This is a genomic window from Micromonospora sp. NBC_00362, assembly GCF_026342155.1.
GTDB lineage: Bacteria > Actinomycetota > Actinomycetes > Mycobacteriales > Micromonosporaceae > Micromonospora > Micromonospora hortensis.
Genome location: NZ_JAPENH010000001.1, coordinates 2,923,801 through 2,946,142, shown reverse-complemented (window position 1 = coordinate 2,946,142; position 22,342 = coordinate 2,923,801). Strand labels below are relative to the sequence as shown.

The following is a 22,342-nucleotide window of genomic DNA, read 5'->3' as shown; positions in this document are numbered from 1 at the left end:
TCGGCCGCGGACCTCGGCCGGGGGCGCTATTCGGGCGTCCTTTGGACCTGATTCGTCTACGACATCACGGGCCCGCCGGCGCCTATCACCCATGATCGACTCGGCTCTCAGGAAACTGGGCCATCCACCCGACGCGGATACCCCGACTTTCGGGAACCCGAGTTGATCAGCCACTGAGCAGCCGCAAGCTCGCGTCCGCGCCACGGCGGCAGACGTACCTCGCCCCAAGATCGTGCTCGATCCTGGATGTAGTGGGGTCGGGCGCGACGGATGCCACTACATCCATGATGTTGCGCGATCTTGCGAGCGGAAGCGGCTGCCGAGCCGCTCGGGCCCAGGTCCCTCGGCTCGTTCGGGTCGCCCAGGGGCCTGAACGGTGCTCGGGCCTCGGTCGCAGGCTCGGGCGGCCCACCTGCCGGGGCTGATGTCGCAAACGATTCAGCTCCAAAGGACGCCGATGCACCTGTCCGCCCCGGCGTCGACGACGATGCCCGGCTCCTGGTCCCTGGACCTCGGCCCCGGCCCTCGGCCGACGCCCGGGGGCGTCGGCGGGTTCGGCGCTGTCCGAGTGATCGACATTGCACGGGGCGCGCCTGAGTTGGGTCGGGCGGTACCCCACCACTAAAGTCCCAGGAATGCCGGACATGGTGCAGCCCCAGGTCAAGTTGATCGCGTGGACCCAATTCGCGGCCCCGGACGACGTGCCGTGGTCGACAGACGCGGAGGGCGGCCAGGCGCTCGCCGAGTTCGCCGGTCGGGCCTGCTACCAGTCGTGGAAGAAGCCGAACCCGGCGACCGCCACCAACGCCGGCTACCTGGCGCACATCCTCGAGGTGGGCCACCTGAGCGTGCTGGAGCACGGGTCGGTCACCTTCTACTTCACCGGGGTGTCCCGCTCCTTCACCCACGAGCTGATCCGGCACCGGCACTTCTCGTACTCCCAGCTGTCGCAGCGCTACGTCCCGGAGCGGGACGCGGCCATGGTCGAGCCGGCCGTCATCGCCGACGACCCGGAGCTGCACAAGAAGTTCGTGGAGGCCGCCGAGGCGAGCGTTCGGGCGTACACCGAGTTGCTGGAGGGCCTCGAGCAGCGCTTCTCCGACGAGCCCAACCCGACGCTGCGCCGTAAGCAGGCCCGGCAGGCTGCCCGAGCGGTGCTGCCCAACGCCACCGAGACCCGAATCGTGGTCTCCGGCAACTACCGGGCCTGGCGGCACTTCGTCGCGATGCGGGCCACCGAGCACGCCGACGTGGAGATCCGTGAGCTGGCCGTGGAGTGCCTGCGCCAGCTCCAGGGGGTCGCCCCGAACGTGTTCGCCGACTTCGTGATCACCACGCTGCCGGACGGCACCGAAGTGGCGGCCAGCCCGCACGAGGCGTCCTGAGCCCTTCCCCGGCGGGCCTCGGCTGGTCGTCCGCTAGGTTGGAGGGTATGACGCACGACCACCTCGACGCCGCGGCCCGACCGGCGTCCCGCCCCTTCGGCCGGCTGCTCACAGCCATGGTGAGCCCGTTCACCCCCGACGGTTCCCTCGATCTCGACGGCGCCGCCCGGCTGGCGAGCCACCTGGTCGACGAGCAGGGCAACGACGCGTTGGTGGTCAACGGCACCACCGGCGAGTCGCCGACCACCACCGACGCGGAGAAGGAACACCTGATCCGGGCCGTGGTGGAGGCCGTCGGTGACCGCGCCAAGGTGGTCGCGGGCGTCGGCACCAACGACACCCGGCACACCATCGAGCTGGCCGCCGCCGCCGAGAAGGCGGGCGCGCACGGCCTGCTCGTGGTCACCCCCTACTACAACAAGCCGCCGCAGAGCGGGTTGCTGCGACACTTCACCGCGGTGGCCGACGCCACCGGCCTGCCGGTGATGCTGTACGACATTCCGCACCGCTCCGGCGTGCCGATCGACACCGAGACGTTGGTCCGGCTCGCCGAACACGGCCGGATCGTCGCGGTCAAGGACGCCAAGGGTGACCTGACCGCCACCAGCTGGGTCACCAGCCGTACCACCCTCGCCTTCTACAGCGGTGAGGACGCCCTCACCCTGCCGGCGCTGGCCGTCGGGTGCGTGGGCGTGGTCGGCACCTCGACGCACTTCACCGGGGCGCTGACCGCACAGATGATCGAGGCGTACGACGCGGGGGACATGCCGACCGCGCTGGCCCTGCACCGGCGGCTGCTGCCGCTGTTCACCGGCATCTTCCGTACCCAGGGCACCATCCTGGTGAAGGCGGGCCTGGCGTCGCTGGGCCTGCCGGCCGGCCCGGTGCGACCCCCGCTCATGGACGCCACCGACGACGAGATCGCCCAGCTGCGCGCGGACTTCGCGGCAGCGGGCCTGGAGCTGCCCGAATGAACGAACGACACGATGGACGTCGAGTAACGGCGTCGCAGAATGAGGTGGACGCGTGACCGAGGCGCACATCGAGGCGGAGCTACCCCCGCCGCTGCCGGAAGGCGGCCTGCGGATCATCCCGCTCGGCGGGCTCGGCGCCATCGGTCGGAACATGACCGTCTTCGAGTACGACGGCAAGTTGCTGATCGTCGACTGCGGAGTGTTGTTCCCCGACGTCGAGCAGCCGGGTGTGGATCTGATCCTGCCCGACTTCGGTCCGATCCTGGACCGGCTGGCCGACGTCCAGGCGATCGTGCTGACGCACGGTCACGAGGACCACATCGGCGCGGTGCCGTACCTACTCGCCCACAAGCCCGACATCCCGCTGGTCGGCTCACAGTTCACCCTCGCCCTGGTCGAGGCGAAGTTGGCCGAACGGCGGATCCAGCCGTACACGCTGACCGTGCGGGAGGGCGGCCGCGAGCGGCTCGGCCCGTTCGAGTGTGAGTTCTTCGCTGTCAACCACTCGATCCCGGACGCCCTCGCGGTGGCCATCCGCACCCCCGCCGGCCTGGTGCTGCACACCGGCGACTTCAAGATGGACCAGCTGCCACTTGACGGCCGGATCACCGACCTGGCCGGTTTCGCCAGGCTCGGCGCCGAAGGCGTCGACCTGCTGCTGTCCGACTCCACCAACGCGGAGATCCCCGGTTTCGTCACCCCGGAGCGGGAGATCGGCCCGGTGCTCGACTCGATCTTCGCGAAGGCCAAGGGTCGGATCATCGTGGCCTCGTTCGCCTCGCACGTGCACCGCGTGCAGCAGGTCTTCGACTCCGCCGCCGAGCACGGCCGCAAGGTCGCGCTGATCGGCCGGTCCATGGTCCGCAACATGGGCATCGCCCGGGACCTCGGCCTGCTCAACATCCCGGCCGGCCTGGTCATCAGCATCGACGAGGCGACCACGCTGCCGCCGGACGAGATCGTGCTGATGTCCACCGGTTCCCAGGGTGAGCCGATGAGCGCCCTGGGCCGGATGGCCAGCGGCGACCACCGGCACATCACCATCGCTCCCGGTGACACCGTCGTGCTGGCCTCGTCGCTGGTGCCGGGCAACGAGACCTCGGTCTACCGGGTGATCAACCGGCTCGCGCGGGCCGGCGCGGTGGTCGTGCACAAGGATGTGGCCAAGGTGCACGTCTCCGGGCACGCCCCCGCCGGGGAACTGCTCTACCTGCTCAACGTGGTCCGGCCCAGCAACCTGATGCCCGTGCACGGCGAGTGGCGTCACCTGCGGGCCCACGCCCGGCTCGGCATCGAATCCGGGGTCGCCGCCGACCGGGTGGTGCTCTGCGAGGACGGCGACGTGGTCGACCTGGTCGAGGGCCGCGCCAGCGTGGTGGGGCACGTGAAGAGCCGGTACGTCTACGTGGACGGCCTCGCCGTCGGTGACGTCAGCGAGTCGCTGCTCACCGAACGGCGGATCCTCGGTGACGGCGGTTTCATCGCCACCACGGTTGTCGTGGACTCGGTCACCGGCAAGGTGGTCGCCGGCCCGACGCTCTCCGCGAAGGGCTTCTCGGAGGACCCGGAGGCGTTCAACCCGGTGGTGCCGCTGGTCACCGAGGCGCTCAACCGGGCTGCGGCGGACGGCATCACCGACCCGCACCAGCTTCAGCAGATCGTCCGGCGGACCGTGGGAAGGTGGGTCAACGACAAGTACCGTCGTCGGCCGATGATCGTGCCCACCGTCGTCGAGGTCTGAGCAACTCCCGCTGACGCCGGTCCACCTGAACGGGGTGGGCCGGCGTCAGCCGTACCCGGGAGGGTCAAGGCAGCGCGGCGACTGCCTCGGCGTACGCGATGCCGGTGGCGATGGCGGCGTCCATGAGGACCCGTAGCTGCGCCGGTGCCACCCCGTGTGCCAGGTCGGTGGCCACGTCGCCGGCCAGCACCAACTCGTCGCCGAGGTCGTGCGCGTACGCCTTGGGCAGCAGCCGGTCGTGGTTCCACGCGTTGCAGAAGGCGTACGCCTCGGCACGGCGGGCCGCCGGCAGCCGCCGGTTGGCCATGGCGCGGGCGTGCAGCACCTCGCCGCGCTCACCGGCCCGCCGGAACTGGATCACCGTCCCCTCCCAGTGGCCGACCACTGTCTCGCCCTCGTCCACCAGGTACCGGTCGCCGCGCCCGTCCAGGATCCCGGTGATCATGCCGAGGGAGAGCGCCGACAACTCGCGTTCGCCCAGCTCGGGATCGGTGTCGGTGCCGGCGTCGGCCTGGAGGTCGGACCAGTCGGCGTCAGGCTCGTCGGGTTCGTCGTCGGTGGGCAGCGGAACCGGCGCCGCGAGCGGACGCTCGGCCAGCCAGGCGGCCATCCGTCCGGAGTGGTGCCCCGTCCCGTTGCGCGCGTCGAAGCTGCCGGCCAACTCGTTGGCCACCCCGAGCAGCAACGCCCCGAGCGTGGCGACGTCCAACTCGGTGGCCGTCCGCTCGCCGTACGCCGGGCGGGGCATCGTCCGCCCGCCCAGCCCCGCGTCGGCGGCCAGCCCGCAGACCAGTGCCCCGGCGGCGGCGAACTCCATGGCGGCGAGATCGTCGGTCGGCCGGTCCAACCGGGGCAGCTGCTCGGCCAGAATGGCCAGCCCGCGCTCCAGGTGCCCGCCCAGCGCGCAGAACCGCAGGTGCGCGGCGAGGTGCGGGAACGCCGCGCGCTCCCGCCGGTGCCGACGGTACGCCCGCACGTGCGCCGTCGCCGCCCGCGCCGGCTCGCCGGTGCGCAGTGCCGGCAGCAGACCGGCGACCAGGTCCCGTTCGGGCTGGTCGGTGCAGGACGGCGGGTCGCCGTCGGTTTCCCCGAGCTCGCTGACCGCGGCATGCCACTCGCCCCAGCCGGCCAGCAGCTCGGCACGGCGGGCCGAGGCGCAGCCCGGGCAGCCGCCGGCCGGGCCCGGCCGTTTTCCGGACCATCGCTCGTACCAGTGCCGGGCGGTGGGCTCGTCGCCGAGATGATCGGCGATCCGGCAGTGCAGCTCCGCGACCGTCGGTGTGTCCGGACCATCCGTGCCGACGCGGTGGGCCAGGTCGTGCAGCAGGGACCGGGTCTGGTCCAGCCCGACCCGGGGGGTGCCGAGCAGCGCCTCCACCGCGTACCGCTGGTAGCGCAGCAGCAGCCCGGTCTCCGTCTCGGTGAGCAGGTCGGGCCGGTGGTCGGCGGCGGCCCGGCAGCGCCGGACCGGCTCGACCAGACGCCACCGCTCCCCGTGCAGCAGGTACGCCTCGATCAACGCGAACCGCGCGTCCATCCCGGACCGGACGTCGCCGGCCGCGTCGGCGCGCTCGGCGAGCCGCTCCAGGGCCACCTGCCGGGCCGGACCGTCGGGGAGGTCCCGGGCCTCGGCCAGCGCGGTCTCCAGCGCCGGTACGCGGCCCCGCGCGAGGCGGTCACCGGCGCCGGTGGGTGGCGTGCCGGTGCGGCTGCCGGTGAACTCGTCCCGGCCGGTCACGACGGCACCGCGCCGGGCAGTCGACGAACCGCCACGGCCAGTTGGCAGCCGGTGGATATGCCACAGTCGAGCAGTTGGTCGAGCTGGTGTGGCGTCACGCCCCGTTCCAGGTCGGTGATCACCTCTCCGTACACCCGGGCCCGACCGTCGTCGGCGACGTGGACGAACGCCTTCGGCCAGAGCCGGTCGTGGTTCCAGGAGTTGCAGAACGCGTACAGGTCGGGCACCCGTTCGATGCCGAAGGTCGGGTCGACCATGGTGCGGATCTGGAGCAGCTCACCGTCCCCGCCGACGCGGAGGAACCAGATCAGGTTGTCGTCAAAGTTGCCCACCAGCTCGCCGTCCGGGGTCGGGCCGACGGACCGGCCGCGGGCAGCGAGCACCGCCGCGACCAGTTCGCCGGTCAGCGGACGCAGCGCGCCAGGGTGCCCGGCCAGCGGATCGTCCGGATCGCCTTCGATTTCCGGCGACGCCATGGGGCATCCCTTCTGAGGCGGATATCACGACCGGCGGTGGGGTTCGTGTTACGACGCGCGGACACGACCCGGAAAAGCGGGGATCTGCCCGGCCCCACCGTTACCGTGACTCTATGGCGGGCCGTACCTCTCAGGCGAGCCGGCGGCGCGGCGCGTCGCCGCGCGGTGGCACCAACAGTCGTGCCCGTCAACCGGCGAAGAAGACCACCCGGGCACCGGTACGACGTCGCACCACGCCGGCCCGGCCCGGCGCGGCGGTCTACGTCGGCCGTGCGGTGGGTGCACTGTGGATGGGGCTGGCGCACGGGATGGGCTGGGCGGTGCGCGCCGCTGGTCGGCAGGCTGCCTCGGCCCGCGACCTCGACCCGGAGCACCGTCGGGACGGTGCCGGGCTGCTCATGTTCGGGCTCGCCCTGCTCAGCGCCGTGTCGCTCTGGCTGTCCGGGGCGGGGCCGGTCGGCGCGCGACTGGCCGACACGGTTCGGCTGTTCCTGGGCGCGATCTCGATCGTCGTACCGGTGCTGCTGATGATCGGGGCGTGGCGGCTGATGCGTCAGCCGGCCGATCCCGAGCACCGGGGTCGTGGGTTGATCGGCTGGGGTTCGCTGCTGGTGTCGACCGCCGCGTTGCTCCAGATCGGTCAGGACCCGGTCGACTCGCTGGAGCGTGACTTCGCCGGAGGTCTGGTCGGCGCGGGCGTGGGTGGGCTGCTGGAGCGGGCGGTCACCGCCTGGGTGGCGGTGCCGCTGCTCATCCTGCTGCTGCTCTTCGGCCTGCTCGTGGTGACCGCCACGCCGATCAACAAGATCCCGGAGCGGCTGGGCCTGCTCGCCGGTGGGCTGGTCGGCGCACCGGAGGCGGATGAGGAGGCGGACGAGGTGGCCGCGAAGCCGGCGCGCAAGCGCCCGGCGAAGCGGATGCCCGCGCCACTGGACCCGGACGACTTCGAGGACCTGGACGGCGCGGACCTCCAGGAGACACTGGTGCTGCCGCGCAAGTCTCCGGGGAAGGTGCCGGCGAGCCGCAAGCCGTCGGTCGAGCCGCCGGAACACTCGCCCGCCCCGACCCGGGCCGAGCAGCTCGCGTTGACCGGGCTGTCCGGGGACTACACCCTGCCGCCGGCCAACATGCTCAGCGCCGGGGCCGCCGCGAAGACCCGCAGCAAGGCCAACGACGAGGTGATCGCCGCGCTGACCGGCGTGTTCGACCAGTTCGACGTGGACGCCGCCGTCACCGGTTTCACCCGCGGCCCGACAGTCACCCGCTACGAGGTGGAGCTGGGGCACGGCGTCAAGGTCGAGCGGATCACCCAACTGTCCCGCAACATCGCGTACGCGGTGAAGTCGCCGGACGTTCGGATCCTCAGTCCGATTCCGGGCAAGAGCGCCGTCGGCGTGGAGATCCCGAACACCGACCCGGAGAACGTGGCCCTCGGCGACGTGCTGCGCTCGCGCGCGGCGACCAGCGATCACCATCCGATGGTGGTGGCGCTCGGCAAGGACATCGAGGGCGGCTTCGTGGTGGCCAACCTGGCCAAGATGCCGCACATCCTGATCGCCGGCGCCACCGGCGCGGGCAAGTCGAGCTGTCTCAACACCCTGCTGGTGTCCATCCTCACCCGGGCCACCCCGGACGAGGTGCGGCTGCTGCTGATCGACCCGAAGCGGGTCGAGATGACCGGCTACGAGGGCATTCCCCACCTCGTCACCCCGATCGTGACCAACGCCAAGAAGGCGGCCGACTCGTTGGACTGGGTGGTCCGCGAGATGGACATGCGCTACGACGATCTCGCCGCCAACGGGGTCCGGCACATCGACGACTTCAACCGCAAGGTCCGCAACGGCGAGATCAAGGCGCCGCCGGGCAGCGAACGCGAGATGCGTCCGTACCCGTACCTGTTGGTGATCGTGGACGAGCTGGCCGACCTGATGATGGTCGCGCCGCGCGACGTGGAGGACTCGGTCGTCCGGATCACCCAGCTCGCGCGGGCCGCCGGCATCCACCTGGTGCTGGCCACCCAGCGCCCCTCGGTGGACGTGGTGACCGGTCTGATCAAGGCGAACGTGCCGTCCCGGCTGGCGTTCGCCACCTCCTCCCTCGCGGACTCCCGGGTCATCCTCGACCAACCGGGCGCGGAGAAGCTGCTCGGCCGTGGTGACGGGCTCTTCCTGCCGATGGGCGCCTCCAAGCCGGTCCGGATCCAGGGCGCCTGGGTCACCGAGCGCGAGATCGCCGACGTGGTGAAGTTCTGCAAGGACCAGCGTGAGCCGGAGTTCCGCAAGGACGTGCTGGCCCCGGCGCAGGAGAGCAAGAAGAAGGTCGACGAGGACATCGGCGACGACCTGGACCTGTTGGTGCAGGCGGTGGAGCTGGTGGTCACCTCGCAGTTCGGCTCGACCTCGATGCTGCAACGCAAGCTGCGCGTCGGTTTCGCCAAGGCGGGCCGCCTGATGGACCTGATGGAGACCCGGGGAGTGGTCGGGCCGTCCGAGGGGTCGAAGGCGCGCGACGTGCTGGTCAAGCCGGACGAGTTGGACGAGGTCCTGGCCGGCCTGCGCGGCGAAGGGGCGGACTGACGGCCGTTGGCAGCTTCTGCTCGGCTCACCAACGACCAGGTCGCTCCGTCCGCCGTTAGCCTCGGGTCATGCCGGCGACGACAGAGCCTTCGGAGATGGACCGGGACTCCCGTGGGCGGGTCGGGCTCGCCAGCCTCCGACCGTACCTGCGTGGCCACCGGACCAGCCTGATCGCGGTCGGGGCGCTCTCCCTGCTGGGCACGGCTCTGGCGTTGTCGCAGCCGGTGCTGGTACGCAGCGTGCTCGACCGGCTGGCCGAGCGGACGGACGTGTCCACGCCGGTGGCCCTGCTGGTGGCGGTGCTCGTCGGAGCCGCGGTGTTGACCGGCTTCCGTGACTTCATTCTTCAGCGCACCGCCGAACGGCTGGTGCTGAGCACCCGGAAGCGGCTCGCCGGGCACCTGCTGCGGTTGCCGGTCGCCGAGTACGACAGTCGCCGTACCGGTGATCTGCTCTCCCGCCTCGGCGCGGACACCAACCTGTTGCGAACGGTCATCACGTCGGGGGTGTTCGACCTGGTGACCGGGGCGATCACGGTCGTCGGAGCGGCGGCCGCGATGGTGCTGATCGACAGGTTGCTGTTCGGGGTGACAGTGGCCGGGTTGGCGATCGCGCTCACCGTCGGGCTCCTCACGGCCCGTCCCCTGCGGAAGTTGTCCCGATCAACGCAGGCCCGGCTGGGGGAGATGACCTCGGCGGTGGAGCGGGCCCTGGCCGCCGTGCGGACGATCCGCGCCAGCCGGGCCGAGGGCCGGGAGGCCGAGATCATTGGCCGGCACGCACACGACGCGTATCGCGCGGGAGTGCGGCTGGCGGCGCGGCAGGCTCTGGTGGGCCCGGTCAGCTCGACAGCCATGCAGGCGGTTCTCCTGCTCGTCCTGGGCGTCGGCGGCAGCCGGGTCGCGGGCGGGCACATCAGCGTCGGCTCCCTTGTGGCGTTTGTCCTCTTCATGTTCTACGTCTTCATGCCGCTGGCCCAGGCGATCCGGGCATACGTGCAGTTGCAGAGTGGACTGGCCGCGCTGGAACGCATCGAGGAGGTGCTGCGGACGCCTCCGGAGAATCCGGGCGGGCTGCCCGAGCCCAGGGGGGCCGACAGCAGGGGCGTGCCCACGCGCAGCGGCAGCGGCAGTGGTGCCGCCGTGGAGTTCGACCGAGTTGTGTTCGGCTACGACGGCACGCCGGTGCTGCGCGAGGTGAGCTTCTCGGTGCCGTTCGGCAGTCGTACCGCCGTGGTGGGGCCGTCCGCTGCCGGCAAGTCGACGCTGCTCATGTTGGTCGAGCGGTTCTACGACGTCCAGTCGGGCAGCGTCCGGGTCGCCGGGCGGGACGTGCGCCACAGTCCTCTGGCGGACCTGCGCGGTCAACTGGGGTACGTGGAGCAGGAGGCGCCAGTCCTCGCCGGGACGCTGCGGGACAACCTCAGACTGGTAGCTCCGGAGGCCACCGAGGATCAGTTGCTGAGGGCACTGGCCGAGGTGCGTCTCGAACACGTGCTGGCGCGGACACCCAAAGGTTTGGACACCGAGGTGGGGGAGCGGGGCGTCCTGCTCTCCGGCGGGGAACGGCAGCGTCTGGCGATCGCCCGGTGTCTGCTCGCCGATCAGCCGATCCTCCTGATGGACGAGCCGACCAGCAATCTCGACGCTCGCAACGAGGCCCGACTGCGGGAACTGATCGACCGGGCCGCCGCCGATCGGACGATGATCGTCGTTGCGCACCGGCTTTCCACGGTTGTGGACGCCGACCAGATCGTCGTGCTCGACCGGGGCGAAGTGGTGGACGTCGGTTCGCACCGGGAGCTGACCGGTCGTAACGATCTATACCGTGAGCTCGCCCGGCATCAGTTGATGCTGAGCTGAGCGGGGCGGCCCGGAAGCCCGTCCGGACCGCCCAGCAACAGGACCTAGATCCATCCGCGCCGTTCTGCCTCGACCCCGGCGGCAAAGCGGGTGTCAGCGGACAGAAGCTCCATGACGGTGGCGATGTGCCGCCGTACGGTGCGGGTGCTCATCCCGGTGCGTCGGGCTATGCCCTGGTCCTTGTGCCCGTACGACATCAGCAGAAGAACGTCCCGCTGCGCCTGACTGAGGGGGCCGATCTGGCTGTCGCCCGGGGGGATCGGTCGGGCCCACTGCCAGAGCAACTCGAAGTAATGCCGGAGCGCTCTGGCGAGCGGCTGCGAGCGCACCAGGAGGAAGCTCTTGTGTTCGCTGGTCACGAGCGGCACCATGGCGGCGGTTTCGTCGACGAGTTTGAGCTCGATGGGCACTCGCGCCAACGCCCGAGCCTCGCCGTCCGGCTGCGTGGACGCGATCGGCACGGGTTCCGCCCGGTCGACCAACCTGGCGTCGAAGATGATCCGGCTGCGAACCTGGCGGCGGGCGGCCTCGACCTCCGGGTGGCGAACGCTGGACATGATCACGCCCGTGGCGTCGTTTACCGTCACCATCGAATCCCGAACAGCGGTGTTGCCCAGTCCGATCGCGGAGTCGAGGATCTCGTCGTCCTCGGCGAGCACCCGGAGTACCCGGTTGCCACCGTGACTTCCGGTGTCCGAGAGGCTGTTCTGTTGCAGGTCGCGCAGGCGATGGTGACCGTCGAGGAGGGCCTGATGCTGGTGAGCCAGGTCATCTTGCAGGTGCAGTAGCGCGCATTCCAGGGCGATCACAGGTTCCACCGCTCGCAGCTCCGGCTCGCCGGCGTGCGTCTGCCGGTAGGCGAGCCCGCGGTCGACAAGTTCCTGAACGGCTTCCTCCTCTCTGCCGGCGGTGTACTCATCGACGGGTACCGCGCCCCGCTCGAGCAGGTCGGAATAATGTTCCACGACTTGATCCGGGACGAGACTGCGGAGTATGTCGCCGCTTGTCCCTTGGCTCCCTTGCGTCAGCTTGCCCATCTCTTGCCCCCGTTCCCCGTTGTACTTGTTCCGCGATTCGCGCGCCGGTGGATATACCCGGTGAGAAGTTGCCACTGGCAGATCGAACCTTATCCACACGTGCCCCCTCCCGTAGCGTTCGAAACACCCGATGAACACAGGTCAGGTGGACACCGACGGGAGACGAGATGAACGAACTGTCGGATTTGAGACGCTCGGTTGAGTCATTCCCCGTGGACGATGCGTTTCTCGCCGCGCTGCACGCCGCAATGCACAAAGTCGCGCTCGAAGAGTGGCAGTTGCATTCGAGTGAACCGTGGTGCTATGTGGATCCTCCGGCGCACAATCGACGTGCCCAGGGCTGGAAGCTGCACGTCTCGACCACGACCGGACTAGCGGCGGAAACCCTGGAAAGAGTCGCCGTCGTGTTGTTGGCAGAGCACGCCGCCTTCAAGTTCGCCCGGACCCCGGCACTCGTTGAGGACCTGAACTCGCCGCGCTGCCCACGGGGTGGTAGCGGAAAGTTCATCACCGTCTACCCGGAGGATGACAATCACTTCCGCCGGCTCGCCGAGGCGCTGCACAAGGCGACGGAGGGACTGGTTGGCCCAGCGGTGCTGTCGGACCGGCCGTACCGCCCGGGAGGGGTGGTCTACTACCGCTACGGCGGCTTCATGCGCAACGACATTCTCAGCAGCGACGGCAGTTACATCCCGATGCTGGTGGCACCGGACGGGACGTGGGTGCAGGACGCCCGGGAGGCATGGTTCAGTCCGCCGGAGTGGGCGCCGCCCCCCTTTCCGGACATGCCCACGGCGAAGCCGCCCGAGCAGCGAGGTGGGCCCGTGCGGCTGGCGGACCGGTACGTCGTCCGGGCCGCGATTCGGCACTCGAACCGGGGCGGCGTCTACCGCGCCGAGGACACCGCGGCGGACGGCACCACGGTGATCCTCAAGCAGGCCCGGCCGCATGTGGGCGGGGGACCCAGCGGCGAGAACGCCCAGCGCCGGCTCCAGCACGAAGCGAGGATGCTGGATCTTTTCGAGCCGCACGGATTCACCCCCCGCAAGCTCGCGACGTTCGAGCAGAGTGGGCACCTCTTCCTGGCACAGGAGGAAGTGCTCGGCGAGCCGTTGCGCCAGTGGGTCGAGCAGCACTCCCGGCGGAACGACGACGGCCTCGTGCCGTTGGACGCTGTGCTGTCGGTGGCCCGGCAGTTGATCGAGGTCGTCCGGGTCGTCCACGCTTCCGGGCTGGTGCTGCGTGACCTCTCACCGGGCAACGTCATGGTCGAGGAGGACGGCCGGGTCCGGCTCATCGACGTCGAGTATTTCGCCGCGCCCGGCGACGAGGCACCTCGGGTCTTCACGCCCGGGTACGCCGCGCCCGAGGTGATGACCGCGCCCATGTGGGGTCCGGCTGCCGACTTCGCTGCCGATCTGTACAGCCTCGGCGCGGTGTTGCTCTACCTGTCCACGTGCCTGGAGCCGTACATGCAGGCCGACGACGCGCCACGCCGGCCGGTGGACGGCCGGGTCGCCGAGATGATCGCTGTCGCACTGCCACAGAGCGCCGCGGTACGCGTCCTCGCCCCGGCGATCGTGGGACTGATGACCGATCGGCCGGCCGACCGGTGGTCGGTGTCGCGGGTGGTCGACCACCTCGACGAGAACCGACCCACCCCTGCGGACGTGACGGTGCCGGCGCCGGCGGGTCGGGTGACGCCGCAACGGATCGACCGGATGCTGGATGACGGCACGGACTACATCCTCGATGTCATGACCCCGGACCAGCAGCACCTGTGGCCGCCGCTCGAGGTCCAGGGCATGACGAACGACCCGTGCAACGTGCAGGCCGGAGCTGGAGGCGTCGTCGCCTACCTGGCCCGAGCAGCGGGTACACCGGCGAACGCGGACCTGCGCCCCGGACTCGGTGTCGCGGCTCGCTGGCTCGCTCGTCGCCTGCCCGAGGAACGGCGAGTCCTGCCCGGGCTCTACTTTGGGCGTTCCGGCGCGGTCTGGGGGCTGCACGAGGCGGCAGTGGCCCTGGACGACCACGACCTCGCCGCGCAGGCGGTCCGCTTCGCCAAGCGTGCTCCGGTCCGCTGGCCCAATCCCGACCTCACCCATGGCACCGCTGGCGTTGGCATGACCCAACTGCGCTTCTGGGCCGTCACCGGTGACCCGGACTTCAAACAACGCGCCAAGGCCGCGGCGGACTGGCTCGCCGACGCCGTCGTGACCGGCCCGGACGGGGTGCAGTGGATGGTTCCGGAGTCGAGCGATTCGGCGCTGGCGGGTCTGACCCACTACGGGTACGCACACGGCGTGGCCGGTATCTGCCACTTCCTTCTCCTGGCCGGTCGCGCGTTCGACGACGAGCGGTATCTGGAGCTGGCGCGTTCCGGTGGTGACCTGCTCGCCTCGGCGGCGGTCTGGGAGGGCGGCGCCGCACTCTGGCCCAGTGGTGACGCGGAGAAACAGAAGGCCGGCGTGGACACGGCCATCAGCTGGTGGTGTAGCGGGTCTGCCGGTGTCGGCGCCTTCCTCCTCCGGTTGTGGCAGGCGACCGGTGATCCGCGCTACCGGGAGCTGGTGCAGGGCGCGGGTGTGGCCCTGCGGCGTGACAAGTGGTTCATGACAACAGTTGCGTGCCACGGCTTGGCGAGCAATGGCGAGCTTCTGCTCGACATGGCCGAGGCCTTCGACGATCCCACCTATCGGCACTGGGCCGAGGAAACCGCCGCCTGTATCGCTGTCCGCAACGTATATCAGCGCGGACGCATGGTTGTCCCGGGTGAAAGTGGCCGGGGGGTAAGTATCGGGTACAACGTCGGACTCGCCGGGGTGCTCGCATTCCTGCACCGCCTCAAGAATGGTGGCCAGCGAATGTGGATGCTTGACGGTCTGCTGTCCGACGGCGTTACTGCGAAAGGAGGTGAGAAATGAGCACCGAACTGCTTGAGAGGGAGATTGTCACGGACGACGTCCAGGCGCTTCAGGAGTTGACCGAGGCGGACCCGTCCATCGGCATTCTCGCGGAAGGCTGTTGCTGCGCCGGCACCCTGCCGTGGAGCGGCGCGACCTGCGCGTTGTCGTGGGTCACCTGCGGAACGTGTACCAACACCGACAACTGAGGGAGGCGACATGAGTCGTTTCGAGTGGCCCGATCAGGCCATTGAACTCGAAATCATGGAGCGGATGCCCGAGGACGCTCTCTCGAATCTGCGGGCCGCTGCCGGCTGCTGTGACCCGTGGCTGTCCGTGGTGACCTGTTTCGGCTGCACGATCTCCAGATAGGGGTGATGCTGTGAGTTGTGACGTGGACGCTCTGCAGGAGTTGCCAGAGTCCATGACTGATGCCAGGGCCGAGGGCTGCTGCGTCGCGGGTTCCTTCATCACCTGCGACACCTGCACGTTCCTCTGTAGCGCGAACAGCACCTGACGCTGAGAACGGGACGGGCCGCCGGTGACGACCGGCGGCCCGTTCGTGCTGGTGCGAAGCCGGTGTCATGTCTTGTCGTCGATCGCCTCAGTGGAAGATCTTGAGACCGATCACGCCCGTCACCACCAGCAACAGGCAGAGGATTCGGGGCAGGCTCGCCGACTCGCCGAGCGCCAGCATCCCGACCAGCGCCGTGCCGACCGCGCCGATGCCGACCCACACCGCGTAGCCGGTGCCGACGGGGATGTCCCGGAGCGCGTACGACAGCCCGGCCATGCTCAGCAGCAGGGTCACCACGAACACCACTGACGGGACCAGCCGGCTGAAACCGGCGCTGCGGTCCAGGGCGATCGCCCAGGCCGTCTCCAACAGTCCCGAGATCACCAGTACGAGCCAGGCCATCGTTCACCTCACCGGGAGCGCCCGGGCTGTCGCGCCGGGACGAGTCGAGTCTGCACGTCACGCGGGGCGTCTTGGCCTGACCGGGTACGCCCACCACTCGTCCGGAGCGGCCACGAGGATCCGGCCGCCGGAGCCGACGCTAGCACCGACCCCGGTGGCGGGGCGGTGACCACCACCACGGTCCGTTGACCTCTACCTGACTTCAACGTGCAGTATCGCCACCATGACCATGCTGTACGCCGACCCCGAGGTCGCCGCCGCGCTGGACGCCGCCACCACGGTCGACGCCATGCGCGCCGCCCTCCTGGCCGCGTACGAGGGACGCCTGATCGCGCCGCCCCGGGCCGCCGCACCGCTGAGCGGCGGGCGGATGGTGCTGACCGCCGGGCAGCTGGTCGACGAGTGGTACGGCTTCCGCTCCTACGACACCTTCGGTCACCCGCAGGGCGAGCAGTTGGTGGTGCTGCACGACGCCCGGACCGGGGCGATCCGGGCGGTCGCGGTCGGCGAGGAGTTGGGCTCCCGTCGTACCGGAGGGTTGGGGGGCGTCGCTGTCGACGCGCTGGCGCGTCCCGACGCCGCCAGCCTCGGGGTGATCGGTTCCGGCCGGCAGGCGTGGACCCAGGTCTGGGCCGCCGCCGCGGTCCGCCCGTTGCGCGAGGTGGTGGTGCACAGCCGCTCCACCGCTCGCCGGGAGGCCTTCGCCGCCCGGGTCCGTGCCGAACTGGGCGTGCCGGCCCGTGCGGTGGCCGATCCGGGCTCGGCCGTCGCCGGGCGGGACCTGGTGGTGCTGGCGACCACCAGCCCGACCCCGGTGCTCCGCGCCGCCGACCTCAGCCCCGGCACGCACGTCAACGCCGTCGGTTTCAAGCAGCGCGACCGCAGCGAGTTCGGCACCGACCTGCTGGACACCGCCGACCTGCTGGTCACCGATTCACCGGCCCAGGCGGCGGACTACCAGCCGCCGATGCTCGCGGCCACACCCCCGTACGCCGGGCGGTTGCGCGACCTGGGCGGCATCCTGGCCGGCGCGGTCCCCGGCCGGACCACAGCGGACCAGATCTCGGTCTTCTGCTCCACCGGCCTGGCCGGCACCGAGGTGTTCCTCCTCGACGCGCTCACCCGGGTTGGCGCCGAGGCGCGCTGACCGGAATGACGTTCGCCTCCGTGTCGACCGTCCCCGCAGCCCGCGTGCGTGGGGTTACCCGGCCGGCCCGGTACCCTCGGATGGTGTCTGCCACCTCTCCTTCTCCCGCTGACCACGCCGAGGGCCGTCGCGTCGCCCTGCTGACCCTGGGCTGTGCCCGCAACGAGGTCGACTCGGAGGAGCTGGCCGCCCGCCTGCACGCCGACGGCTGGCAGGTGACCACCGACGGCGAAGGCGCCGACGTGGTGGTCGTCAACACCTGCGGTTTCGTGGAGAAGGCCAAGCAGGACTCGATCCAGACCCTGCTCGCCGCCGCCGGAACCGGCGCCAAGGTGGTCGCCGCGGGCTGCATGGCCGAGCGGTACGGCCGGGAGTTGGCCGACAGCCTCCCCGAGGCCCAGGCGGTGCTGAGCTTCGACGACTACCCCGACATCGCCGCCCGGCTGAACGCCGTCGTCGCCGGCGAGCAGATCACCGCGCACACCCCACGGGACCGGCGCGAACTGCTGCCGCTGACCCCGGTGCAGCGCCGCGACAGCACGGTGTCGCTGCCCGGCCACGGCACTGTGACCCGTACCGTCGTCGACACCGACGAGCACACCCCGGCGCACCTGCGCCAGGTGCTGCGTCGGCGGCTCGACACCGGTCCGGTGGCCTCGCTGAAGCTGGCCAGCGGCTGCGACCGCCGCTGCGCGTTCTGTGCCATCCCGGCCTTCCGGGGGGCCTTCGTCTCGCGTACCCCGGACGAGCTGCTCGCCGAGGCGGAGTGGCTGGCCAAGACCGGCGTACGGGAGTTGGTGCTGGTCAGCGAGAACTCCACCTCGTACGGCAAGGACCTGGGTGACCCGCGCGCCCTGGAGAAGCTGCTGCCGCAGCTCGCCGCGGTGACCGGCATCGTCCGGGTGCGGGCCAGCTACCTTCAGCCGGCCGAGACCCGGCCCGGGCTGGTCGAGGCGATCGCCACCACCCCGGGCGTGGCACCGTACTTCGACCTGTCGTTCCAGCACTCCAGCGAGCCGGTGCTGCGCCGGATGCGACGTTTCGGCTCCACCGACCGGTTCCTGGAGCTGCTGGCCGGTGCCCGCGCCCTTGCTCCCGACGCGGGCGCCCGGAGCAACTTCATCGTCGGTTTCCCCGGCGAGACCCGCGCCGACGTCGACGAGCTGGTCCGGTTCCTGACCGAGGCCCGGCTCGACGCGATCGGCATGTTCGACTACAGCGACGAGGACGGCACCGAGGCCGCCGGCCTGCCCGGCAAGGTCTCCGCCGCGACGATCAAGCGCCGATACGACCGGCTCAGCGCCCTCGCCGACGAGCTCTGCTCGCAGCGGGCCGAGGACCGGCTCGGCTCGACTGTCGAGGTGCTCGTCGACTCGATCGAGGACGGCGTCGTGGAGGGCCGGGCGGCGCACCAGGCGCCGGAGGTGGACGGTTCCACCACCCTGGTCGCCCCGGCCGAGGGCGGGGTCGACCTGGCCGCGCTGCGCCCGGGCGATCTGGTACGCGCAACGGTGACCGGCACCGAAGGGGTGGACCTGCTCGCCGTGCCGGATGAGATGATCTCGGCGGCGCCCGGCGCGGCACGGTGACGGCGGGCCCGAGCGGAGCGGGGGACCCAGGTGGTGCGGTGCCGGGAACGCCACGGCGGCCCGAGCGGAGTGCGGCGGTGACCGGGGCGACGGAGTCGACGCCGGGCCGGGTGGTGGCCGTGGTGCCCGTCGTCAACGCGGCCAACGCGTTGACCGCGCTGCGGTTGGTGCTGGTGCCGGTCTTCGCCGCCTCGGTGATCATGTCGGGGATGACCCACGCCGGTTGGCGGATGGCGGCCTGCCTGATCTTCGCGGTGGCCTCGGCGACCGACCTGGTGGACGGCTGGATCGCCCGCCGCTTCGGGCTGGTCACCTCGGTGGGCAAGGTGGCCGACCCGATCGCCGACAAGGCGCTGACCGGCGCGGCGCTGGTCCTGCTCTCCTGGTACGACCAACTGCCCTGGTGGGTGACGGCGCTGATTCTCGTCCGCGAGCTGGGCATCACCGGGCTGCGGTTCTGGGTGATCCGGCACGGCGTCATCGCCGCCAGCCGAGGCGGCAAGGTCAAGACCGCGCTCCAGATCCTCGCCATCGCCTGGTACCTCTGGCCGATGCCGGCCGCGCTCGCCGCCGTCGGCCCCTGGATCATGGCGGCCGCCGTCCTGGTCACGGTCGCCACCGGCTTCGACTACATAGCCCAAGCCCTCCGCCTCCGCCGCCCCCGCTGACCCATCTCTCCCCCCGGCCTCCGGCCCTCTCCCCCCGTTGATCATGAGGTTATCGCCAGTCGGGGCGGCGTGTCGCGACGCTAACTTCATGATCGACGCGATTGGGTCGAGGGTTGGGGCAGGGGTTGGGGCAGGGGTTGGGGGGAGTTGGGTTGGGGACTGGTGGGCGGGGAAGGACTGGTTGGGTGTCGGTGAACGGTGGCGGGGCGGGCGGTGCTGGGGTGAGCGGTCCTGGGGCGAGTGGTGCCGGGGTGAATGGCGCTGAGGTGGACGGTGCCGAGGTGGGCAGCGCGGCGGCCGCGGTCGTGCACCGGCTGGCCGAGCGGCACGAGACCCTGGCCACCGTCGAATCGCTCACCGGCGGGTCGCTGGCCGCTTCGATTGTGAACATCGCCGGGGTCAGCGGGGTCTACCGGGGTGGCCTCGTTGTCTACGCCACCGAGTTGAAGGCGACCTTGGCTGGCGTACCGGATGACCTGCTGTCCGAGCGAGGCCCGGTGGACCCGGAGGTGGCGGCGGCGCTCGCCGAGGGCGGCCGGCAGCGGTGCGGCGCGGACTGGGGACTGGCCACCACCGGGGTCGCCGGCCCGGAGCCGCAGGACGGGAAACCGGTCGGCCTGGTCTACGTCGCGGTCGCCGGCCCGAACGGCGGCGAGGTCCGCCAGCTCGACCTGGGCAGCGGGCGCGACCACGTCCGCGCGGGCGCGGTGGTCGAGGCGCTGCGATTGCTCGCCGAGCGGCTGGCCGCCGCGAACTCATGAACACCTGGGGCCGAAGCGGTCAGAGCCACCCAAGCCGACGCCACACGGGCGGCGGCGCGCCCCGGTGAGCCCGTCCCGGCGAACCGACGGGCGGGGCGGGATGTCGCCCGGGCCCGCAACGGGTACGGTTGCGGGAAGGCTCCGACGTTCGGGGTCGGCGCGGTCCGCCGCGGCCGGCCGCCCAGCGGCGGGCGCGAGGTATCCCTCAGGGGGAGGTGCGATGATCCTGCTACGCCGGGTGATCGGTGACGCACTGCGAGCGCGCCGGCAGGGCCAGCAGCGCACGCTGCGTGAGGTCTCCACCGCCGCCAACGTCAGCCTCGGCTACCTCTCCGAGATCGAACGCGGGCACAAGGAACCGTCGAGCGAGCTGCTCGCCGCGATCTGCGACGCCCTCGGCGCCCGCCTCTCCGAGCTGCTTCTTGAGGTGAGCGACACAGTGGCGCTCGCCGAGCAGATGCCGGGGGTGCTCGTCTCGATGCAGGACGAGCCGGCCGACGCCGCAGCCAAGAACACCAACCGGGGTGTTCGCCAGGTCACCTCCGACGGCAAGGTCGCTGTGTCGGTCCGTCAGGACTCGCCGCTCAAGGCCACACTGCGCAGCACCCGGGTCCGCCCGAACGAGCGCGACCGGGACGTGGTCTGCGCCGCCTGAGCCGCCGATCCGGTTGACCATGGGCGGGCTGGCCCCGGCCAAGTAGGGTTGCTCGCAGGAGCCGCCGGTGCTGTCGACCGCCCGGTACGGATGCCTCATTGGCGTTCGGCTGGGACGATGGAGACCGGCCGGTCATGGTCGGTCGGTTGAGCCGGCCCGGCCGTGGTGGAGCGACGCTACTGAGGGGATACCGCGGAGATGGCGAACCCGTTCGTCAAGGGTTGGAACTACCTGATGGCGCTCTTCGGTGCGAAGATCGACGAGCACGCCGACCCCAAGGTGCAGATCCAGCAGGCCATCGAGGATGCCCAGCGGCAGCACCAGGCGCTGGTTCAGCAGGCGGCCGCGGTGATCGGCAACCAGCGTCAGCTGGAGATGAAGCTGTCTCGGCAGATGACCGAGGTCGAGCGGTTGCAGGGCAACGCGCGGCAGGCCCTGGTGCTCTCCGACCAGGCCCGGGCCAAGGGCGACGAGGCCGAGGCGGTGCGGTTCGAGCAGTCCGCGCAGACCCTGGCCAGCCAGCTCGTCTCCGCCGAGCAGGCCACCGAGGACCTGAAGACCCTGCACGACCAGGCGCTGGGCGCCGCCGCCCAGGCCCGCCGAGCGGTCGAGAACAACTCGATGATCCTCCAGCAGAAGCTCGCCGAGCGCACGAAGCTGCTCAGCCAACTGGAGCAGGCCAAGATGCAGGAGACGGTGGCCCGCTCGCTGGAGTCGATGTCGTCGTTGACCGCGCCCACCAACACCCCATCGCTCGACGAGGTGCGCGACCGGATCGAGCGGCGGTACGCCACAGCGATGGGTCGCGCCGAACTGGCCGGCAACTCCGTCGAGGGCCGTATGTTGGAAATTCAGAAGGCCACTATCGACTCGGCTGGCTCCGCCCGGCTGGAGCAGATCCGCTCCAGCATGGCGGGCGAGCAGCTCGGCGGCGCGGCGCAGCGACCGGCGGTGCCGCAGGCCGAGAAGACCGGCCCGGCAAACGATCCGACGGCCGCCGCCCGGTTGGACGAGCTGCGCGCCAGCATGGCTCGCGAGCGGGGCACCGGCGACCCGACCGCCGCCGGCTGAACGACCGGATCGAGGGGGTCACTGTGGCAGACGAGCGGACACGGTACTTCCGGAGGCTGGGTCGGCTTCGCCGGTCGGCCCGACGGTGGAGCGTGCTGGCCGGTGGGCTCGGCGGCGCTGCGGTGGTGCTGACTCCGTACGCCGGCCTTGGTCTGCCCGACGCGGCCTGGGCCGGCGCCGCGGGCAGCGCGGTGGCGCTCGCCGCCTGGCGCTGGATCGACGTACGCGCCCTGACCGCCCAGCCGGCGCCCCCCGCGCTCGACCCGGCCGAGGCGGCGGCCCGGTCGCGGGCCCGGTTGATCGCAGCCGTCGAGCGGCTGCCGGTCGGCCCCGGCGTGCTGGCCGAGGTGCGCCGGGTCCGCTCCCGGATCGCGCTGCGCGGTACCAGCGCCGGAGAGCAGTGGGCCCGACTGGACCGGGCGGCGCTCACCCTGGCCGGGATGGCCCCCCGGCTCACCGGGCTGGCCGAGCCGGCGGTGCTGGAGGCCGCCGCCGCCGACCGCTCGCTGCGCGAGCTGGCCGCGCGGGTGGCCAGCGTCGAACGCGCGCTGCGGCTGGCCCCGGTCGACGCCCGGCCGCCGCTGGCCGAGGCGCACGCCGCGCTGACCGCTCAACTGGAGGGCGGGGTGGCGGCGTACGAACGGCTGGTGGTCGCCGCCGCCGGCTACCTGGCCGAGGACTCCCGACCGGAGACCGCCCACCCGGCCGCCGACCGGCTCACCGAGGCGACCGACCTGTTGCACGGGGTCGCCGGGGCGCTTGCCGAACTGCGGGCCGTCGGCACCCCGCTGCGCGCGCCGACGCGCTGACGGCGCATCCGCCGAGACACCGCGCCGA

At 71.2% G+C, this 22,342-nt stretch carries 20 protein-coding genes and 1 riboswitch; of the genes, 16 read left to right on the top strand and 4 right to left on the bottom strand.

What is annotated here, in order from left to right; translation table 11 throughout:
• Positions 1-644: 644 nt before the first annotated feature.
• From thyX to OG992_RS13330, 3 genes are read left to right on the top strand one after another with little or no spacing between them, the layout of a single operon-like run.
• Positions 645-1,385 (top strand): FAD-dependent thymidylate synthase, encoded by a 741-nt coding sequence (gene thyX / locus OG992_RS13340; protein WP_210786506.1) that lies wholly within the window; start codon positions 645-647, stop codon positions 1,383-1,385.
• 47 nt (positions 1,386-1,432) lie between these two features.
• Positions 1,433-2,359, top strand: coding sequence for a 4-hydroxy-tetrahydrodipicolinate synthase (gene dapA, locus OG992_RS13335; protein WP_238686816.1), 927 nt, complete (start codon positions 1,433-1,435; stop codon positions 2,357-2,359).
• A 52-nt stretch (positions 2,360-2,411) separates the two neighbouring features.
• The gene (locus OG992_RS13330) at positions 2,412-4,100 is read left to right on the top strand and encodes a ribonuclease J (protein ID WP_091400429.1); all 1,689 of its coding nucleotides are present in this window, start codon (positions 2,412-2,414) and stop codon (positions 4,098-4,100) included.
• Between the two features lie 64 nt (positions 4,101-4,164).
• Here the strand turns inward: OG992_RS13330 and OG992_RS13325 are convergent, their stop codons facing one another.
• Both OG992_RS13325 and OG992_RS13320 read right to left on the bottom strand, forming a co-directional pair.
• Positions 4,165-5,748: a YbjN domain-containing protein gene (locus OG992_RS13325; RefSeq protein ID WP_266305199.1), complete on the bottom strand. Its 1,584-nt coding sequence runs from the start codon at positions 5,746-5,748 to the stop codon at positions 4,165-4,167.
• A gap of 86 nt (positions 5,749-5,834) precedes the next feature.
• Complete coding sequence (locus tag OG992_RS13320; RefSeq protein ID WP_091400436.1) at positions 5,835-6,314, bottom strand: YbjN domain-containing protein; 480 nt, start codon at positions 6,312-6,314, stop codon at positions 5,835-5,837.
• A gap of 113 nt (positions 6,315-6,427) precedes the next feature.
• On the opposite strand from OG992_RS13320, the gene OG992_RS13315 reads away from it, so the two are divergent.
• Together OG992_RS13315 and OG992_RS13310 are read left to right on the top strand one after the other, a co-directional pair.
• The gene (locus OG992_RS13315; protein WP_266303375.1) at positions 6,428-8,890 is read left to right on the top strand and encodes a DNA translocase FtsK; all 2,463 of its coding nucleotides are present in this window, start codon (positions 6,428-6,430) and stop codon (positions 8,888-8,890) included.
• 68 nt (positions 8,891-8,958) lie between these two features.
• Positions 8,959-10,752, top strand: a complete 1,794-nt coding sequence (locus OG992_RS13310; RefSeq protein ID WP_266303374.1) for an ABC transporter ATP-binding protein — start codon at positions 8,959-8,961, stop codon at positions 10,750-10,752.
• Between the two features lie 44 nt (positions 10,753-10,796).
• Here the strand turns inward: OG992_RS13310 and OG992_RS13305 are convergent, their stop codons facing one another.
• Positions 10,797-11,789 (bottom strand): LuxR C-terminal-related transcriptional regulator, encoded by a 993-nt coding sequence (locus tag OG992_RS13305; RefSeq protein WP_238686812.1) that lies wholly within the window; start codon positions 11,787-11,789, stop codon positions 10,797-10,799.
• A 167-nt stretch (positions 11,790-11,956) separates the two neighbouring features.
• On the opposite strand from OG992_RS13305, the gene lanL reads away from it, so the two are divergent.
• The 4 genes from lanL to OG992_RS33910 are packed head-to-tail and all read left to right on the top strand — an operon-like array spanning position 11,957 to position 15,212.
• A complete protein-coding gene (gene lanL, locus OG992_RS13300) occupies positions 11,957-14,716 on the top strand; it encodes a class IV lanthionine synthetase LanL (protein ID WP_323181853.1) in 2,760 nt (919 codons plus the stop codon).
• Positions 14,713-14,904: a hypothetical protein gene (locus tag OG992_RS13295; RefSeq protein WP_238686811.1), complete on the top strand. Its 192-nt coding sequence runs from the start codon at positions 14,713-14,715 to the stop codon at positions 14,902-14,904. The genes lanL and OG992_RS13295 overlap by 4 nt, the downstream gene beginning before the upstream one ends.
• Before the next feature lie 10 nt (positions 14,905-14,914).
• Complete coding sequence (locus tag OG992_RS13290; protein WP_238686810.1) at positions 14,915-15,067, top strand: hypothetical protein; 153 nt, start codon at positions 14,915-14,917, stop codon at positions 15,065-15,067.
• 10 nt (positions 15,068-15,077) lie between these two features.
• On the top strand, positions 15,078-15,212 hold the full coding sequence (locus OG992_RS33910) for an ALQxL family class IV lanthipeptide (protein ID WP_353962154.1): 135 nt from the start codon (positions 15,078-15,080) through the stop codon (positions 15,210-15,212).
• Between the two features lie 87 nt (positions 15,213-15,299).
• On the opposite strand, the gene OG992_RS13285 is transcribed toward OG992_RS33910, so the two are convergent.
• Positions 15,300-15,614 carry a multidrug efflux SMR transporter gene (locus OG992_RS13285; RefSeq protein ID WP_238686809.1) on the bottom strand — a complete coding sequence of 105 codons (315 nt, stop codon included), beginning with the start codon at positions 15,612-15,614 and terminating at the stop codon, positions 15,300-15,302.
• A gap of 60 nt (positions 15,615-15,674) precedes the next feature.
• A riboswitch (guanidine-III (ykkC-III) riboswitch) is annotated at positions 15,675-15,746 on the bottom strand.
• A gap of 91 nt (positions 15,747-15,837) precedes the next feature.
• On the opposite strand from OG992_RS13285, the gene OG992_RS13280 reads away from it, so the two are divergent.
• The 7 genes from OG992_RS13280 to OG992_RS13250 all read left to right on the top strand — a co-directional run bounded on the left by OG992_RS13280 (position 15,838) and on the right by OG992_RS13250 (position 22,314).
• Positions 15,838-16,761, top strand: a complete 924-nt coding sequence (locus tag OG992_RS13280) for an ornithine cyclodeaminase family protein (RefSeq protein ID WP_238686808.1) — start codon at positions 15,838-15,840, stop codon at positions 16,759-16,761.
• A gap of 80 nt (positions 16,762-16,841) precedes the next feature.
• Positions 16,842-18,350 (top strand): 30S ribosomal protein S12 methylthiotransferase RimO, encoded by a 1,509-nt coding sequence (rimO, locus tag OG992_RS13275; RefSeq protein ID WP_238686807.1) that lies wholly within the window; start codon positions 16,842-16,844, stop codon positions 18,348-18,350.
• 77 nt (positions 18,351-18,427) lie between these two features.
• Positions 18,428-19,018 carry a CDP-diacylglycerol--glycerol-3-phosphate 3-phosphatidyltransferase gene (pgsA, locus tag OG992_RS13270; RefSeq protein WP_030336827.1) on the top strand — a complete coding sequence of 197 codons (591 nt, stop codon included), beginning with the start codon at positions 18,428-18,430 and terminating at the stop codon, positions 19,016-19,018.
• 251 nt (positions 19,019-19,269) lie between these two features.
• A complete protein-coding gene (locus OG992_RS13265) occupies positions 19,270-19,779 on the top strand; it encodes a CinA family protein (RefSeq protein ID WP_238681857.1) in 510 nt (169 codons plus the stop codon).
• A gap of 220 nt (positions 19,780-19,999) precedes the next feature.
• Positions 20,000-20,434: a helix-turn-helix domain-containing protein gene (locus OG992_RS13260; RefSeq protein ID WP_266303373.1), complete on the top strand. Its 435-nt coding sequence runs from the start codon at positions 20,000-20,002 to the stop codon at positions 20,432-20,434.
• Between the two features lie 198 nt (positions 20,435-20,632).
• The gene (locus OG992_RS13255) at positions 20,633-21,505 is read left to right on the top strand and encodes a PspA/IM30 family protein (protein ID WP_238686804.1); all 873 of its coding nucleotides are present in this window, start codon (positions 20,633-20,635) and stop codon (positions 21,503-21,505) included.
• Positions 21,506-21,528: 23 nt separating this feature from the next.
• On the top strand, positions 21,529-22,314 hold the full coding sequence (locus tag OG992_RS13250; protein WP_266303372.1) for a hypothetical protein: 786 nt from the start codon (positions 21,529-21,531) through the stop codon (positions 22,312-22,314).
• Positions 22,315-22,342: the final 28 nt, after the last annotated feature.

Excerpts from the sequence above, each read along its gene's own strand:
- OG992_RS13310 (WP_266303374.1), top strand. The coding sequence starts at position 8,959 with ATGCCGGCGACGACAGAGCCTTCGGAGATGGACCGGGACTCCCGTGGG.
- OG992_RS13280 (WP_238686808.1), top strand. The coding sequence starts at position 15,838 with ATGACCATGCTGTACGCCGACCCCGAGGTCGCCGCCGCGCTGGACGCC.
- OG992_RS13285 (WP_238686809.1), bottom strand. The coding sequence starts at position 15,614 with ATGGCCTGGCTCGTACTGGTGATCTCGGGACTGTTGGAGACGGCCTGG.
- OG992_RS13295 (WP_238686811.1), top strand. The coding sequence starts at position 14,713 with ATGAGCACCGAACTGCTTGAGAGGGAGATTGTCACGGACGACGTCCAG.
- OG992_RS13260 (WP_266303373.1), top strand. The coding sequence starts at position 20,000 with ATGATCCTGCTACGCCGGGTGATCGGTGACGCACTGCGAGCGCGCCGG.
- lanL (WP_323181853.1), top strand. The coding sequence starts at position 11,957 with ATGAACGAACTGTCGGATTTGAGACGCTCGGTTGAGTCATTCCCCGTG.
- OG992_RS13255 (WP_238686804.1), top strand. The coding sequence starts at position 20,633 with ATGGCGAACCCGTTCGTCAAGGGTTGGAACTACCTGATGGCGCTCTTC.
- OG992_RS13315 (WP_266303375.1), top strand. The coding sequence starts at position 6,428 with ATGGCGGGCCGTACCTCTCAGGCGAGCCGGCGGCGCGGCGCGTCGCCG.
- thyX (WP_210786506.1), top strand. The coding sequence starts at position 645 with ATGGTGCAGCCCCAGGTCAAGTTGATCGCGTGGACCCAATTCGCGGCC.
- rimO (WP_238686807.1), top strand. The coding sequence starts at position 16,842 with ATGGTGTCTGCCACCTCTCCTTCTCCCGCTGACCACGCCGAGGGCCGT.
- OG992_RS13320 (WP_091400436.1), bottom strand. The coding sequence starts at position 6,314 with ATGGCGTCGCCGGAAATCGAAGGCGATCCGGACGATCCGCTGGCCGGG.
- dapA (WP_238686816.1), top strand. The coding sequence starts at position 1,433 with ATGACGCACGACCACCTCGACGCCGCGGCCCGACCGGCGTCCCGCCCC.
- OG992_RS13290 (WP_238686810.1), top strand. The coding sequence starts at position 14,915 with ATGAGTCGTTTCGAGTGGCCCGATCAGGCCATTGAACTCGAAATCATG.
- OG992_RS13305 (WP_238686812.1), bottom strand. The coding sequence starts at position 11,789 with ATGGGCAAGCTGACGCAAGGGAGCCAAGGGACAAGCGGCGACATACTC.